This window comes from Photobacterium marinum (assembly GCF_000331515.1).
In the GTDB taxonomy this organism is placed as follows: Bacteria; Pseudomonadota; Gammaproteobacteria; order Enterobacterales; family Vibrionaceae; genus Photobacterium; species Photobacterium marinum.
The window spans coordinates 121,559-138,045 of record NZ_AMZO01000006.1 but is presented as its reverse complement, the minus strand read 5'-3'; the positions used below and the strand labels follow the sequence as shown (position 1 = coordinate 138,045).

Genomic DNA, 16,487 nt, shown 5'->3' with positions numbered 1-16,487 from the left:
TAACAGATGGCAATCAAAACCAAAGATCTCAATGCTCGTCTGTTCGGCAAAGCGGATAAACGCCGGGCAACTAATGCAACTGAGGCGCAAACTGCGGCTCGTGATAAAGCATCTGTGATTGAGCTGGCTGTTGCCGGTGAAGAAACTGTTGCTTTTGAACTGGTTAAGATCGCCGCTGGCGAAGTAGCAACGAAAACGCAGGTTTTTGCCGAAAATGCCCGTGAGCAGGCGTTTCTGAATGAGCATGCGCTGGCCGATATTCTTAGTACGCTGAAAGACCGGGGCCAGCAATATCCGGCAGTGGGTCGCTGGCTTGATGACGGTGGGATTGAAGTGCTTGACGGTAGCCGCCGTCGAATGTCCTGTATCCTGGCAAACAAAGATTTCCTTGTTTATGTTGCCAAGGGGATCAATGGTGAGCACGCTAAATTCCTGTCTGATGTCGCTAATGCACATAAGCCGTTATCTTTGTTCGAGCGCGGTAAAGAAATGCAGATGTTGTTGCAAACTGGCAAAGTGGCTGATCAGAAAGAGTTGGCTAAATACTGTCAATGTAGTGAAGCGCTGGTTAGCGGTGCATTGAAAGCGGCTAGCCTGCCGATGGAGCTGTTGATGGCTTATCCGAGTGTTGGTGAGCTGGGGCGCCCGACCATTGTTAAGTTGCACCGCCTATTTTTCGGTCTTGATAATGACCAGCAAAAGCAGCTGATCAATGATATTAGTGATGGCGAAACGGCAATGTGGAAGAAGATTGATGCCCAGGGCATTACCCGCATTACCCGTGAAGTGACCATGCTTCTTGAACAAATGGGTGAAGCGCTGAAACCAAAGGTTGAAGTTGAAAAACCTAAAGCTCAGGAGCTGATCAAAGGTAAAGTGACCTTTACCCGCGATGGTGACAAACTTCAGTTAAAGCTGAAGAAACTCACCGAGCGCCAGGCCGATGACATCCTTGCCTACCTATCGGACTACTTGAAATAAAGCAAATTTAGCCGCACAGAACCACGCCAACAGGCGTGGTTTTTTTATGTCTAGATATATAGTTATCAATCAGGTTGTTTTGTAGTTTGGATATCTCATCGTGCTATGATCCCGGTGTAAGTAATAATTGAGTATTGAAATGTCTGAACTTATCGGTTTTTGCACTGCGCTTGCCGAGCGTGTTTCCAAGGCGAATGTTCGTTTTCTGGTAGTCGCCGAAGGGGCGCTTAACTGGGGAATAAATATTGCCAGTCAGTTTGCATCGGTACATGGTCACACACTCTGGGCCGGAGAAAGTGCGCCGTCAGAATTGACTTCCATTCCGCTGAAAAAGGCGAAAAAGTGGCTGGGTCAGGAGTGCAACTTCCTTGTTTACAATGCCCATCAAGGCGTCGATGTTGAAGCATTGGGCGCATTATCGGGAACAGTGACCGGAGGTGGCGGTATGCTATTACTACTTCCTCCTTCGTGTCGGGAAGGTGACGAAAGTGCATTGCCTTCTGTCCGACGTTTGATGTCGTTGTTATCAAGTTCGGAAGTGCTATGGCTTGAGCCTGACAAAGCGTTACCGTCATTGCCGGAGTTTGCGTCAACTTGCTCACTATACACGGATACTGAATTTGGTTGCCTTAACGACGAACAGTATCAGGCTGTGTGTGCGATTCGCCGTGTAGTAACTGGCCACCGCAAGCGCCCGTTAGTGCTTACAGCTGATCGGGGAAGGGGTAAATCATCGGCTCTTGGAATTGCTGCTGCAAGTCTGATGTCTGAACGTCGATTACGTATCGGGGTAACCGCGCCTTCTTTTGCAAATGCTGATACTCTGTTTTTTCATACCTCACGGTGTCTGGGATTGGACTATCACCAGCAGAGAAAACTTGAACACGACAAGAGCCAAATTGAGTTTTTTGCCCCAGATTATTTATTGGCAGAAGATGTTTGTCTGGATTTCCTTATTGTTGATGAGGCGGCAGCCATTCCAGCTCCGATTCTCACTCGCTTGCTGAATCAATATAACCGGATCGCGTTTGCCAGTACTATTCATGGTTATGAAGGTACCGGGCGGGGATTTGCGATTAAGTTCCGCCAGCAACTGGATGTGATCGCGCCGCAATGGCGACAATTGCAAATGAGCCAGCCTATACGCTGGGCCGAACAGGATCCGCTGGAGCTGTGGACTTTCAAAGCTTTGTTGCTGGATGCCGATTATCCTTCAGTTGATGCTGACAAGATAGCTAAGGAATCGATACGATATCTTTGCATTTCTACTGAAACTCTGTTGAGTGATGAGGTTTTACTTTCACAAGTTTTTGGGCTTTTGGTTAATGCTCATTACCAGACATCGCCGTCAGATCTTTCTCAGTTGCTTGATGATGAATCTGTCCAACTTGTTGTAGCAATGGCCGATGATGTGGTTGTTGGATGTTGTCTGTTAAGCATAGAAGGTGGCTTTTCATCGGAGTTAGCGCAGGAAATTACCCTCGGTAAGCGACGTATGCGTGGACATTTGCTACCGCAGTCTGTTGCTGCACATGTCGCTATTGCTGAAGCGGTGACGCAGCGTTGTGCCCGGATCATGCGAATAGCTGTTCATCCTGAGTTGCAACAACGAGGCATTGGCCTGGTGATGCTGGATTACTGCCGGTGCTGGGCTGAAGAAAAACAATTGGATTACCTTGGAACCAGTTTTGGTTTAGTTCCTGAGTTGTTCGATTTTTGGAACCGAGCCGGCTACTGCCCGATTCGACTTGGAGTTACCAAAGATGCTGCCAGTGGGGCGCATTCCTTACTTACTGTGTTACCACTGTCAGCCGCGGCGACAAATTGGTTGGATACCGCAGAACATATTTTTAGTTTCAATTTTCAAGCTCAACGTGTTGAACAGTTTCGTGAGTTAGCTCCCGAGCTATTCATCAAGTTGTTTCAGCGAACGGTTAAATCCGAGTCTTCATCTAACGGCGCAGAGATGGAAATCATTTCCCGTCAATTAGAGGTCTACGCAGACGGCGGCCTGGGGTATGATCTGGTTATCGCTAGTATCCAATCCCGTTTAGAGGCCCTTTTAGCGCAGCACAGTGTTGAGGCTTCACCGTTGTTAAGTCTGGCGGTAGCAAAGGTATTGCAGCGTCAGAGCTGGGAAAAAGTTATTTCGGATTACGGTTTTGTCAGTCGAAAGATGGCAGAGAGAGCATTGCGTGACTGGGTCAGCTCTCAGCTTCTTGTCAGGTTAACTTGAAGATAGCCCGGCAGATACGATTGGATTGTTGATTTATTTTTTGTAAGGAGTTTAGTTTATGCAGTTTGTCATTGATACCCATACCCACACTATTTCAAGTGGCCATGCCTACAGTACCTTACTTGAAAATGCCCAGGCTGCTGCGCGAAAAGGATTGGCTCTATTCTGCACAACTGATCATGCTCCGACAATGCCGGGCTCACCTCATTTTTGGCATTTTGCTAACCAGCGCATCCTGCCTCGCTTTCTTCATGGTGTTGGGATTCTTCGTGGTGTTGAAGCTAACATACTAAATCTGGTTGGTGATATAGATCTAGACCAAAGAATTACTGAGCAGCTTGACTGGGTGATTGCGAGTTTTCATGAACCTGTGTATCGACCTGCTGATTCCCGGGCCCATACTCAGACGTTGGTAAACGTGATTCGCAGTCAAAGGGTTCATGCTTTGGGACATCTCGGTAATCCTAATTTTGACTTTGATTTTGAAACGGTTATTTCCGAAGCGGCAAAACACAATGTGGTGATTGAGATAAATAACTCTTCATTGTCTGGTTCTCGCAAGGGGAGTGAGTCGCGCTGTGAAGAAATTGCGGCCTTTGCTAAAGAATGTGGTGCCAGGATCACTACTGGTTCAGATGCGCATTTTGCTTACGATGTTGGCAACTTTAATCAGGTTGGTCAACTATTAGAGAAAGTCGCTTTTCCACTTGATCAGGTTATTACCCATCACCCTCGTGTTTTCCTTAATTTCCTTGAAGATCGTGGTCAGCAGAAAATTACCGAGTTTTCGTCGTTGTAAACTCTGACGTTTTTGCTGTTATTTACACTGTAAATTTTAAATTTATGTTCATTATGATGAATGGTTTACAGTGTAAATTACCTTTTCTTTCTTCACCTGAATCTACCTTGCCCTTCTTAATTTTTAGCTTTAGATAAAAAGTACCGAGCTCTTCCTGACGTCACCTACAGCCATAATCTTGTGTTTTCTAACTTAGGCCTGTCTCTATGCCGAGATTATAGGGCGGCAAAAATTTGGTCTTCCTCCCATAAAATAGTCTAGAGTTAATAGGATAACGGGTGAAATTATTTGTCATAAGTTTCGCCGATAATAGTGATTTTATTTTTAGGGGAGAGGCCATGAGTTTAATTAAAGTTCAAAGCGAAGCCCTTAAGAAGATAATGATGCCATTTACGTCTGTTACCAATCCTGACTTAGAATATTCTCCGGGTAAGGATGGGATGGCTGCTCGTCTTCACAAATGTTCGCTTGAATGTGAGGGGTTTGATGTCGGTGAGAAGGTGTGTATCTCGCGCCTTAATAAGCGTTGTCTCTTCCTGAAAGCGGCTTCACCGCTAGAGTTAAAAGCGTCATATGAGCTGGTATTACAAGGCTTTTATGTACTGGATGGTTACCTAACTCCCTCAGAGCGGGATAGCACTGAATATTGCTATCAATTTCATTCTGATACTTGGCTGACAGATGAACAGATAATGAAATTGGCGATTGACTTTTAACGGATAAAAAAATGCCCCGAAAGTTCGGGGCAAGCTTGGACTAAGACATTGCTGTTATATCGGGGGAACTAACAGCAACGTGTAATATGCAGTCCGAGGTTGGTAATTACATATAGCGATTTTTGTGCCAACTTTTAAAAATGACCGAAAGTCTTCAAGTTATTGAAAAATAAAGGTTAATTTAATCTGCTGTTTTTTGTAAATTCAGAGATGGGTGGGGTTGCACCCATTTGGTGAATTCGAAGTGTCATTTATCACCCCTTTCTTTATCTTTCCCTTCTTTATTGTTACTTTTTTTACTCATATTTTGGATTGATGTGTAGCAAGGAATTTGCTCTGCAGAAGCTGCTAATGGCGGCATGACGCTTCTGCTGAAAGTCAGATTCCGAATTACTGATGATTCTGTGACTTGGAAAATACTTGGTTTCTTCAAGGTTGCGGTAAGATGGAATCAGTAGAATCGCTTTAAATGACATTGGTTCTGATTTCTGAGTAGGAGTCCTCAATGACACAACGGCTTCTTAAGCTGTCTCAAGATGGTCAAACTATTTCATTACAGGTGGCCAATCTGCCTGCTGAGGCTGAATTGACTCGTGATGATATAGTGACTCAGCTTGCTGAGCTTGATGCTCTGGACTTCTATTTGTATGAAAATGCAATCGATACCGTCCTGCAGTCCCCTTTAAGCAAAAAAAATGAAACGGAACCAGATGATGATTCGGCTGATATCGTTATTGCAGAACGCCGTGATGCAGCCCTGGTCGTTAAGACTGATCCGGATTTAATGGCTGCGTCGATCACTGCGATTGGAGCGTATGGTGGTTCGGTACCTAACGGAAATTTGTTGATTAATGCTTTAAAAGAAAATGGCATTGTTAAAGGGATCAGAAAAAGTCAGTTGCAGGAGTTGCTGCATCAAGCGGTTAATTTGGCTCCCGGTCAAAAATTCACATTACCGGTTGCGTTTGGCCGTCAGCCTGAACATGGTAGAGATGCCGTATTCGAACCATTAGTAGAAGATGCCAGTCGTCGTATTCTTCGCCCGCAGGAAGGGAATGACGGCAAGGTAGATATGCGTGATCTCGGCGAGCTAATTACAGTCAGAGCCGGGCAGGCAATCATGCGTAAGCATTCTGCGACAGAAGGCGTCCCCGGTTTTAATGTCCTTGGCAAGGCCATGGCAGCCATTCCGGGTAATGATGCGAGTTACAATGTGGGTGAAGGAACTGAGCTCTGTGAGAACGATTATTCGCTGTTGATGGCAACGAAATCCGGTTTACCCGTTGTTGTACAAAATGGAATGACGGTTGACGATGCGCTGACGCTAAATGGGGTAAATGTTTCCACTGGCCACATCAACTTCGATGGCAGTATTTTGATTAATGGTGACGTATCTCCGGGAATGAAAGTGTTTGCGACCGGCAATATTACGGTTAATGGTTTTGTTGAATTGGCGGAGCTTCGTGCCGGTGGTGATATTGCAGTCGTGAAGGGAATCATTGGTCGTCAGCAAGAAGGCAATAAGCTGGGTTGTTACGTTCAGGCCTCTGGTAAAGTAACCAGTAAGTTCGCTCAGTTTGTTGAGATAGAGGCTGGAAAAGATGTTTGCTTCTCTCTTCATGCTCTCCACTGTGTGATCAAGACCCAGGGGGGTGTGCAAGTTATTGATGAGTTCAGCCGACACGGAACACTAAGCGGTGGATATATTGAAGCCGACTACGGTGTTAGAGCCTTAAACATTGGTGCATTGGCCGGTATACAGACAGAGATCGTTGCTTTTAGTCATTACACAAGCTTGAGGGAGCAACTTAATGATGCTTATCGAGCCGTTGAACAGCAGCATGCTCAATTGCAAAAGATCAAAGAGGCGCAGCTGAAATTACTGAAAATTCCGACAGCAAAGCGCCCCCCTGAATTAATAGAAAAAATTAAAACTACGACGGTAGCCAGTCAACAAAAAATGTTGACGCTAAAAACGTCATATCTCACCTTGAAGCAAGAATATCAGACGATGTTAGATCAGATTTCGATAACTGCGGTTAACCGCCTGTATTCAGGAGTTAGTTGTCAGATAGAAAGAGAGCGTCTGAACATTCAACAAGAGCATGGCCCGTCTACTTTGCTTTATAAGGAACGTGCATTACAGAGGTTGTCGCTGTAGCCATCATTTACACTGTAAATTTGTACCACGCTTTTGTATTTTCAACATAAGCCTGGTGAGTTATGTCTTGTATGACATATCTCAAAAATACGAGGTGGTCTGTTGTTCATCTCTTGGTGACATCTCATATTCTCATCCATTGTCCCCAGAGGGTAAACTCAGGAATATTTACACTGTAAATTGTTTTGCTGATTTCAGTGCAAACAAAAGCTAGATATAAGAAGCCGCTGCTTCTCGTTCCATACATTGCTGTTCGATAATAAAACCCTGGAACCCACTCACAAAAAGCTCAGACAGGCGGTCCAGTTGAGTTTGGGTTTCCACTCGTGTGGCGATTGTCATGATATTCAGGCTGTATGCGGTGCGGGAAATTGAGGAAAGCACACTGGCCCGTATCTGGTCATTGAGTTGGTTTGTATAAGCAAAATCAATTTTGACGTAGTCGGGACGAAACTCTTTGAGGTAATCTAGCGATTTAAAATGACGACCATAGTTGTCGACGCCAAATTTGAATTTATAAAAACGGATTGCTGAGCAAAGCAGCCCGGTTGAATCTGGTGAACGAACAAAGCTCTCCTCGGGTAATTCAAAGAATAATCGATCGGACAGTATCTGGTTTTTCTCCAGAATCTTACTTAGCCACCGAATGAAAGCAGGATCCTTTACACTGCTGTTGGTGATATTGATGGCCAGCGGTCCGAGTTGAGGATTGGCATTTAATCGATTGATAAGCTGGGCTATCACATGGCGGTCAAATAAACTGCCCACTTCCAAATCTTCAATGGCGCCGAGAAACTCGCTGGCGGTATAAACCTGTTGTGCTTTTTTGATAGCGGTAAAGACTTCATATTGGTATATCCCGGTGGTCATTAAGGAAACCGGTTGGAACTGATAGACAAAGTAGTCATTATCAATCGCTTCAAGCAGCAGTTGTTTCCACTGTTGTTTTCCTAGAATTGAGTGAGGGGCATGCTCATCAATTAGGGCGATAGGGTTTTGCGGAGTCAGTGCTGCTTTTGTTAGCGCGTTATCCAGTTGTGTCAGCAAGGTACTGGCGTCAGATGGTGTTGTGTTGATCAGCAGACCCACCTGTACTGAGAGAATTGCTTCAGGAAGGATAATTTCGTGAGCGGTGTCAACAACGGCCTTCATGCTCTCAGCGACTGATTGTAATTTATCTTCGGTGACAGTAGGAGCCAATAAAGCAAACTCATCAAAAGAAAGACGGGCGAGGGTGAGATCACTCAGGATTATCGCTTCATTCAATCGCTCCGCAATCTCTTTCACAAGCTTGTCTCCTTCACCGAAACCCTGAAGTCGATAACAGTCATCAATTAATGATGTTTTCAGTATCGCCAGTCCTCCCTTAGCAGAGTTTGCCAGCCATGAATTGAGCTGACTGACATAGAAATTTCTGTTACCTAACCCAGAGACCGGATCCCGGTAAGCCTCTTCTTTTAGTTTTACTGCTTCTTTAGCTTGCACTTTGAAGTTTATTTCAAGCTGTGCTGTTAGGTGATTAATGACTTTAACAATAGCTTTTAAATCTGACGAGTTGGGTAATGGGATTGGAGCTTCAAATTGGTTGTTCATAAGTTTTTGTGCGCGGCTGATGAGCGTTTTCAATGGCCTGAAAGGACTTTGTAGCAGGTAGCTATAACAGGCTCCTGCAATAATAAAAACGGCCAAAATCCAACGGAAAAAGTGAGTCCCAGTTTGCCACAACTGCTCATAAGGGATGGTCGGTCGGAAGGTTATGGTGATTTTTGTTGTCGGGCGTTGTTTATTGATTAGTGTTCGACTCGAGGTATAGTGTTCAAATAGTTCCAGACTGACGAACCATGCTGGAACACTATCGTCCTTAACATGATTATGTCTTTCTATCGTTTGACCTGATGTAAGTTCGGCAATTATCAAACTGCTCCACTGATGACTGCTAATGAGTTCGTCTGCGACAGTTAGGAGTGCTTCATGATTATAATGTTGTTGTTGGATAACCGCTTCTGCGGTATTTAGCTCCTGCCTTATTTGTCTGTGATATTGCTCGGCAGCAAGCGAGTGGACGGAAGTAAAGTGAACCGTAGCTACAGTCAACATCAGTAGCGTGAACATCACTAAGGACCATGAGATTAATTGTCGATATAAGGTCATAGCTGTAACTCTGGCTAAAATCTGAATTATGCCGGGGAATGGTGACTATCGTCGGTTGGATATCTGAGAGAGACGCAGCGGCTATATTCCTTAGCCTGCTATCTGTTGACGCTCCGCACTAATGATTGATAGTCAGGTTTACTTAAAGTCAGTTCAAACGATAAAAGCGTTTTCAGTTAACCAAGCTAATTTATCAAAAGATTCATTACTTGCTGTTTCTGAATTGAATCCGGATGGTATTTTCTGAAGATGGTTCGAAGTTCAAATGTAAACTTTGGCTTTGTAGCATCAAAGGCTGAGCTATTTATGATAGAAGAGGGGCGGTGCGAATTGAAGCGACAGCTGTTCATTGTTGGACGTGACAGTCTGCCGCATATTGATGTCTACACCGAAATTTTGAAGTCGTCTTTGTCTATATTGTGCTTCTTAAGTTTGTCGTAAAGGGTTTTGCGGGCCAATCCTAACTCTGTCTGCACTTCTTTCAGTCTCCCGTTATGACGCTTAAGGGCGTCACAGATTAGCGTAAACTCGAACTGATTCATGCGCTCTGTTAGTGTTGTTGTCAGAGGCTCTTCACTGAATTGGTTGGTGGTTTCCATTGTTGGTGTATCGCCCATCAGAACTAGCCTTTCTGCCAGATTACGAAGTTCTCGAACATTACCCGGCCAGTCATGCTCTAGCAGGTTCTGTAGCAGCTCAGGGTTGATAGTTGGCGGTTCAATTCCATACCGGGTAGATGCCGAGCGGGCGAAATTTTGAAACAGCATCGGGATGTCGTCTTTGCGTTCCCTTAGTGGCGGAATATCAACACTGACAACATTGAGGCGGTAATAGAGGTCCTGACGAAATTCACCCCGCTCGCTCATTTGTTTCAAGTCCACTTTCGTTGCCGCTACAATGCGGATGTCTAACGGCGTTGCTTTGTTTGTACCCAGTGGCTCGACCATGCGTTCTTCCAGCACCCTTAGCAGCTTTATTTGCAGTGACATTGGCATTGATTCGATTTCATCGAGAAACAGCGTACCGCCGTCGGCATAAGCAATCTTACCGACACGTTTTTTTTGTGCGCCGGTGAAGGCTCCGGGCTCATAACCGAATAGCTCACTTTCAATCATGGTTTCTGGTATGGCGCCACAGTTAATGGCGACGAAAGGGTGGTCTTGGCGGATACTGTGATCATGGAGAAAGCGAGCTACCAATTCTTTACCCGTACCGGTTTCGCCGTGGATCATCACATCTGCCGGGGTATCTTTAATATGGGATAGGATCCGGCGCAGCTGTTTTATCTGTGGTGTATTACCAAGAATACGTGGCCCTGGTCCGCTTTGGGCTTCCAGCTCTCGACGCAATTCACGGTTTTCCAGGATAAGCTCTCGCTTATCTGCTGCGCGCTTGACGACATCCAGCAGGTTATCGGTAGAGAAGGGCTTCTCCAGGAAGTCATAAGCGCCAAGACGCATCGCATCAACCGCGGTAGAGATATCTCCATGGCCAGTCAGCATTATAATTGCCAGCTCCGGATCGATAGTCAGAGCTTGTTTTAAAAACGAAATGCCATCAATTCCCGGCATGTTGATATCGGAAATAATGACACCGGGAAAATGATTATCGAGCTTTTCCAACGCCGGTTTGGCAGAAGCGTAAAGCGTGACATCGTAATCCTCTAGCTCAAGTGTCTGCCCCAGTGCGTCGCGGATCGGTTTTTCATCATCGATAAAGATTACTTGTTTGTTCATTCTAATTCCTCTGTGCAGCGGGGAAGCGTGATAATAAATTCAGCACCACCACCAGTGTGGTCGGTGACAGTCAGAGAGCCGGAAAAGGAGTCGATGATCCGGCGGGAAATGGTCAGGCCAAGGCCCAATCCGTCACTTTTGGTGGTAAAGAATGGCGTGAAAATCCTTTTTTTCTGACCATCATCAAGCCCTGGGCCGTTATCCCAGATATGAATTTTGACCAGGCTATCGCCACTATCCAGCTTGATACCTATCTGTGGTTGATGGGCGTTAGCCAATGCCTGGATTGCGTTGCTGAGCAGATTAATGATGACCTGTTCAAATTGCACCGCGTCGGCATTTATCATGATGTCATTAGGCAGTTCATCCATTCGAAGGATCACGCCCTGCTTAATCAGCCGGTTTCTTAGCAGCCCAATTGCCGCCCGGATTGAATCTGCAGCGACAGTACGTTCGCGGTTATCATTGGCTTTACGGGCAAATACCTTAAATCTTGCGATGATGTCTGCCACCATCTGGTTTAGTTTGATGATTTCTTCGATGTTACCTGCCACCGAATCATAGCGCTCTTTTTGTAACAGCTTGCGAGAGTTCTCTGCGTAGGTTCGCATTGCTGCAAGCGGCTGGTTTATTTCGTGGTTGATACTGGCCGAGAGTTCGCCGAGCATGGCCAGTTTGGCGGCTTGGACCAGTTCGCTCTGGGTCTGTTTCAGCTCGGCCTGGCTGCGTTCATATTGCTCTATGGTTTCACGCAGTTGCTGGTTGGTTTCGAGCAGGTTTTTGGTTCGCTTGATGACCAGCTGTTCCAGTTGGTCATTCAGTTGTGCCAGAGCCTTCTGGGTATTGAGAGTTTGCCACCATGAGGTAAGTGCCAGACAAAGCAGGGCATAGAAAACAGAGAACATCATTATTGCCTGCCCAACGTATTGATAGGCAGCCTGAATCGGGCTGAAGCCATATATTGACCATCCCGCTTGTACCATGTCATGACTGGCAACGACATAGGATGTTGCTTGCTCCTGCGACGGGCTTGTGAGATCGCTTATTTCCTGGTTGCTGAATTCGGTCAGATTGCGGTACTGAGTAAGCGGCAACAGTGCTGCTTGGCCATACTGGCGTGAGTTGATGATTTGTGTTTTGAGTTCTTCATTGAGTGGGATAAGTGAGCGATACAGCCAGTTATCCTCGGAACTATAGAAAATAACGCCGTTATGATCAGCGATTGCGTATTCAATTTCTTCATACTGCCAGATGTCTTCAACCAGCGATAAATCGACCTTGATCGTGATGACTCCGTCAATCTCTCCCTGGTTGTATACTGGCGCTGAAAAGTAATATCCCCGCTTGTCTGAACTGGCACCCAATGCAAAATATTGCCCGAGCTGACCGTTTATCGCCTGCCTGAAATAAGGACGAAACGCATAGTTCTGCCCGACGAAGCTGTTGGCCTGCTGCCAGTTACTGGCTGCTAGTGTGGTACCGCTATGGTCGATAAGATAAATGGTGTCGGCCCCCAACGTCTTTGCCCATTGTTGAAGGAGTTGATTGGTGTCAGCTCGATTATGGTTTTCATTGGTGAGAGGTGCCAGCAAGCGAGGATCATTGGCAAGCACTTCTGGTAGCTTGCTGTAGCGGTTTAACTGAGCATCGAGTTTTTGTCCCAGCTGGTTTACGTCCAGGATCAGCTTTTCAGCCAGATGTTGTTTGACCTGCTGATAAGTGAGTTGGCCGATCAGAATATTTAGCAGAATGCCGACAATGACGATGAGACCGAGACATTTAGTTTTTCGCACGAGGTTGTTCCGAAACTGATTGGGTTTAAGTATTGCCTGAATTATTAAAATTTATCACTGACAGAAAAATATTAGTGAGAAACTGTGTCAACAGGTAACAAGTGACGTTGTAATGTTTTTATTTCATTTATTTTATAGGTGGTTATTCTCTGTTTATCCATCTCTATTGTTTTGACTGTAATTCAGCCAATATGTTGAATATCTAGCGTCTGTATAACAAACTTCGGTGAGGGAAAAAACGAGCTGAGTAGCACAGATGAAATGTTATTGTTTCTGATGTATCAATTGGTTGCGAAATGAGCCCGTTGTTTTCTGTGGCGCTTGTTTTTCCTCAAAGCAAGGCGCACAATTTCCCCAGATAAACATTTATGCGGAGTTAACAATGGAATTGTCTGATATTCGTCGTGAGTACACGAGAGGTGGTTTACGTCGGAATGATTTGCCGGATGAGCCGCTCAGTCTGTTTGATAAATGGTTAAAACAGGCTATTGAGGCAAACCTTACCGATCCGACTGCTATGACGGTTGCAACCGTTGATGAAGACGGGCAGCCATACCAACGCATCGTTTTGCTTAAGCATTTTGATAAAGACGGGTTTGTTTTTTATACCAACCTTGGCAGTCGTAAGGCACTGCACTTAAGCAACAATGCTAAGATCAGCCTCCATTTTCCGTGGCACCCGATTGAACGCCAGGTTCATATTACAGGTCAGGCTGAAAAGCTGTCCAAACTTGAAGTGATGAAGTACTTTGCTTCACGTCCTAAGGAAAGTCAGATTGCTGCCTGGGCAAGTAAGCAAAGTAGTCGTCTTTCTGCTCGCGGGGTGCTAGAAGGCAAGTTTTTTGAGTTGAAACAAAAGTTTGCTAATGGTGAAGTACCGTTGCCGACATTTTGGGGCGGTTACCGGGTTCGGGTTAATTCGATCGAGTTCTGGCAGGGGGGCGAGAACCGTCTGCATGATCGATTCCTTTACAGCCTTGAGGATGATAATTGGTCTGTAGAGCGACTGGCGCCTTAATGCCATAAGCTTTCGAATTGATAAAATAAAAAAGTGTAGCTTTGGCTACACTTTTTTTGGATTTCATTTTTGGTGCAGTCAGAGCTGATTAGCGCTGATTTGCTGTCACAATGCTGACACCTTCAGGATGGCGCAGGTTCAGTGCTTTTTCTGCCGACTGAATTGAATCTCGTTCATTTTCAGCCGTGATTTCGTATTTGAACGGAATGTTATAATGCGGGTGTACAACGTAAGTGATAGTAAATTGTTTCATACCAGTTTCCAGCTTTTAAATATAAAAATAATAATTAGGCTAAATTCAAAACTGGCGACATTGTAGGCGGCCTTTACTGATCAATAATTGATCTGGAAACGGTTTTTTTTTCCAAAAATTCAATCTTAGACTGCATAAACCACCCTCAAAATAGGGTGATTTCTTTATTCTTTAAGAATTACGGATAGTTGGCGCTTCAGCATACTTTCGGGAATATGCGAGCCGAAACCAAGATCCAGAGCAAGGTCCAGCAACTCACTCTTGGAGTTTGCGTTGAATTTTTCCCGTAATCGCAGGACATAGTTTTCTACCGTCTTGACCGAAACATTAAGTACCTTTGCTATGTATTGCGGCTTTTTACCATAGAGCAGTAGGAACAGCACTTCAGATTCACGGGTGTTAAGTTTGACTGCCTGGTTGTGCAGGTCAAGGTTAAATGAAGCCTGCTCTTTTCGATCCAAACCTGCCGCACGGCATATCCAGTGGCCTACTTCCAGAATGGCTGTATCTTTCAGCTCAACCCCTGAAAAAATAGTTCCGACGATGTCACCCTGCTCACTTTTCCATGGCGTCTTAGTGAATAAATGTGCACGCCAGCTACCATCGGAATATGGATGAATATCGAGAATTCGCATCCGGTTACCGGATGTGATTACCTGATTATCCTGTTCACGGAAAGAATCAGCACACTCCACTGTAGGGCTTGGCATGTCAAAATCAGTACGACCAATACAGTCTAAATGGTGGTTGACGCCAATAATATTGCCATATTCAGCGTTAGCGTAAACAAAAACGGAATCCTTGTCTTTGCATCCCCAACACCCTGGAAGCTGATTAAAAATATGGAGTAGCGATGGATCGACTTTTTCTTTCACTATTCGTGCCTGATTAACTGGGCTAGGTTAACTTAACTGTACAGAGTGTAATTGAAAGCAGAAATCTTACAACCGCTTGGTGACGGATTCTTGGACATATTTGCGAATAAGCAAAAAAAAGCCGGTCTAAAGAGACCGGCAAAGACAAGAGTTTGACTCCGAAGAGCACAATCCTGTACGACGTGTAGAAGAGGTATCCAATTAAGTTCATCTCTTTAATATGAGGGTGTATATTAAAGAAAACTTCATTGGCATGTATCCAATGCTGGATACTGCAAACAGCGAACCGTGTAGTTGGCTCCCTGTCTACGAGAGAAACTATAACCGACAGGAACATGACAGATAAGGGGGGAAATCACCTATTGACTTTTGTTTTGGTTTGTGGGTGCGGTTGTTTGCTTTCTTTTTAGGAATCAATGATATGCAAATCAAAGGTGTGCATGTTGTTGATATAAAAAAGAAAAGGGGCTAAAAGCCCCTTTTGATTATATGCTTAGTCCTTGATTGTTTATTCAAACAGCCAGAAGTAACTGTACGCTGCGATAAGTGCTGGCATAGTGGAATAGACAGTTGCCATCATTGCGGCTTTCGGCGCCAGAGCGATAGCTGGGAAAAGGGCATCACCATCATTACTAATGGCATTGCCTAGTTGTGCAGACAGTGGCACTGCGCCGCTGATATAGAGGCTGGTTACCAGAATTTGCGGACCACAGCCCGGAAGAAGACCAATCAATACACCCATGAGTGGCAGTAGTATCGCCCAATTAGAGAAAACAGCCTTTGGATCCAGTCCGGTCCAGAATATGGTCAGTTCAAATATAAGGAATGCACCAACAACCCAGCTTGTTACAAAGTTAGTATCTTGCGCGACACGTTGGAATAGGTTGGCAGTATTGGCTTTCGGATCTTCCGCTACTGCTGACTGGTAATCAGTAACATCTCGGCTTGTTGCCCATAGCAGCATGGCAATCATTGCTGCTGCAGCGCCCACGTAGCTAATGGTACCGGCACCTAAATGGAACACTTGATCGATATCCATTTGTAGCGATCCCATTATCGCAATGACAGAAGCTGGTAGTAGTGCCCACTTCCAGAACACCCCCTGCATTCGAAGAACCGGTTCTTTACACTGTTCGTTTGTTTGCTTTGGCTGTTGCGTTTTGATCGCTGTTGGCCGCATAAAGTCCTGCCCATGAATTGCATCGACGATCCAGCCGGAGATGAGACCGATAACAAAACCGATAGCAACCATAGCTAATCCCGTTTCAGGCTCAGCAGCAAGAAGCAGGAAGGCGGCATCCCCCATAGTCGCGGTCAGCACTGCGACAACAGCACCAAAACTTAAGCGACCACTGACGTACTGGGTGATCACGACAATAGCACCGCCACAGCCGGGCAAAGCGCCCATAAAGGAAGCAAATACCACCTGATAGCGAGAACTGTTGGCCAGTAATTGGCTGAGGCGGTTGTTTTGGCTGAGCTTTGAAGCAATGTAGTGGTAAATAGCAAGGGTTGCGGCAACATAGCTGGCAACTTGCCAGAAGGCATCTGACAATACGGCAACAGTTAGTTCCATGGTTGCGGGTGTTGCCAGAAGAGCAATAAGGATGATAGGAAGAATCAGGCGCTTATTCGCAAGGCGCCATTGTTGGGCTTGTAGTTGCTGGTTAACGGCTTTTTGCAGTGATGCCATGATGGCCTCCGACAAATCTTTAAATCTAAGTGAGAATCATTATCAGTTAATAAGAATGATAATGATTCTCACATG

Annotated in this window: 12 protein-coding genes; 6 read left to right on the top strand and 6 right to left on the bottom strand. The window is 45.3% G+C overall.

What is annotated here, in order from left to right; genetic code table 11:
- The first annotated feature begins 6 nt into the window (after positions 1 to 6).
- The 5 genes from C942_RS05200 to C942_RS05180 all read left to right on the top strand — a co-directional run bounded on the left by C942_RS05200 (position 7) and on the right by C942_RS05180 (position 6,893).
- On the top strand, positions 7 to 981 hold the full coding sequence (locus C942_RS05200) for a ParB/RepB/Spo0J family partition protein (RefSeq protein WP_007463272.1): 975 nt from the start codon (positions 7 to 9) through the stop codon (positions 979 to 981).
- 139 nt (positions 982 to 1,120) lie between these two features.
- The gene (locus tag C942_RS05195) at positions 1,121 to 3,217 is read left to right on the top strand and encodes a tRNA(Met) cytidine acetyltransferase TmcA (RefSeq protein ID WP_007463270.1); all 2,097 of its coding nucleotides are present in this window, start codon (positions 1,121 to 1,123) and stop codon (positions 3,215 to 3,217) included.
- Positions 3,218 to 3,275: 58 nt separating this feature from the next.
- Positions 3,276 to 4,016: a phosphatase gene (locus C942_RS05190; RefSeq protein WP_007463268.1), complete on the top strand. Its 741-nt coding sequence runs from the start codon at positions 3,276 to 3,278 to the stop codon at positions 4,014 to 4,016.
- Between the two features lie 278 nt (positions 4,017 to 4,294).
- Positions 4,295 to 4,732, top strand: coding sequence for a hypothetical protein (locus C942_RS05185; RefSeq protein ID WP_036798843.1), 438 nt, complete (start codon positions 4,295 to 4,297; stop codon positions 4,730 to 4,732).
- Between the two features lie 505 nt (positions 4,733 to 5,237).
- The gene (locus C942_RS05180) at positions 5,238 to 6,893 is read left to right on the top strand and encodes a DUF342 domain-containing protein (RefSeq protein WP_007463264.1); all 1,656 of its coding nucleotides are present in this window, start codon (positions 5,238 to 5,240) and stop codon (positions 6,891 to 6,893) included.
- 210 nt (positions 6,894 to 7,103) lie between these two features.
- Here C942_RS05180 and C942_RS05175 read toward each other — a convergent pair whose 3' ends face one another.
- The 3 genes from C942_RS05175 to C942_RS05165 form a co-directional block, all read right to left on the bottom strand.
- The gene (locus tag C942_RS05175) at positions 7,104 to 9,005 is read right to left on the bottom strand and encodes a bifunctional diguanylate cyclase/phosphodiesterase (RefSeq protein WP_007463262.1); all 1,902 of its coding nucleotides are present in this window, start codon (positions 9,003 to 9,005) and stop codon (positions 7,104 to 7,106) included.
- Positions 9,006 to 9,427: 422 nt separating this feature from the next.
- On the bottom strand, positions 9,428 to 10,780 hold the full coding sequence (locus C942_RS05170) for a sigma-54-dependent transcriptional regulator (RefSeq protein WP_007463258.1): 1,353 nt from the start codon (positions 10,778 to 10,780) through the stop codon (positions 9,428 to 9,430).
- Positions 10,777 to 12,573, bottom strand: coding sequence for a sensor histidine kinase (locus C942_RS05165; protein WP_007463256.1), 1,797 nt, complete (start codon positions 12,571 to 12,573; stop codon positions 10,777 to 10,779). Before C942_RS05165 ends, C942_RS05170 begins: the two co-directional genes overlap by 4 nt.
- Before the next feature lie 382 nt (positions 12,574 to 12,955).
- Here C942_RS05165 and pdxH point away from each other — a divergent pair, with 382 nt between their 5' ends.
- Entirely contained in the window at positions 12,956 to 13,591 is a 636-nt protein-coding gene (gene pdxH / locus C942_RS05160; protein WP_007463254.1) for a pyridoxamine 5'-phosphate oxidase, read from the top strand.
- An 88-nt stretch (positions 13,592 to 13,679) separates the two neighbouring features.
- Here the strand turns inward: pdxH and C942_RS05155 are convergent, their stop codons facing one another.
- The 3 genes from C942_RS05155 to C942_RS05145 form a co-directional block, all read right to left on the bottom strand.
- Positions 13,680 to 13,844, bottom strand: a complete 165-nt coding sequence (locus C942_RS05155) for a hypothetical protein (protein ID WP_007463251.1) — start codon at positions 13,842 to 13,844, stop codon at positions 13,680 to 13,682.
- A gap of 164 nt (positions 13,845 to 14,008) precedes the next feature.
- Positions 14,009 to 14,719: a helix-turn-helix transcriptional regulator gene (locus C942_RS05150; RefSeq protein WP_007463249.1), complete on the bottom strand. Its 711-nt coding sequence runs from the start codon at positions 14,717 to 14,719 to the stop codon at positions 14,009 to 14,011.
- A gap of 508 nt (positions 14,720 to 15,227) precedes the next feature.
- The gene (locus C942_RS05145; RefSeq protein ID WP_007463247.1) at positions 15,228 to 16,412 is read right to left on the bottom strand and encodes a putative manganese transporter; all 1,185 of its coding nucleotides are present in this window, start codon (positions 16,410 to 16,412) and stop codon (positions 15,228 to 15,230) included.
- Positions 16,413 to 16,487: the final 75 nt, after the last annotated feature.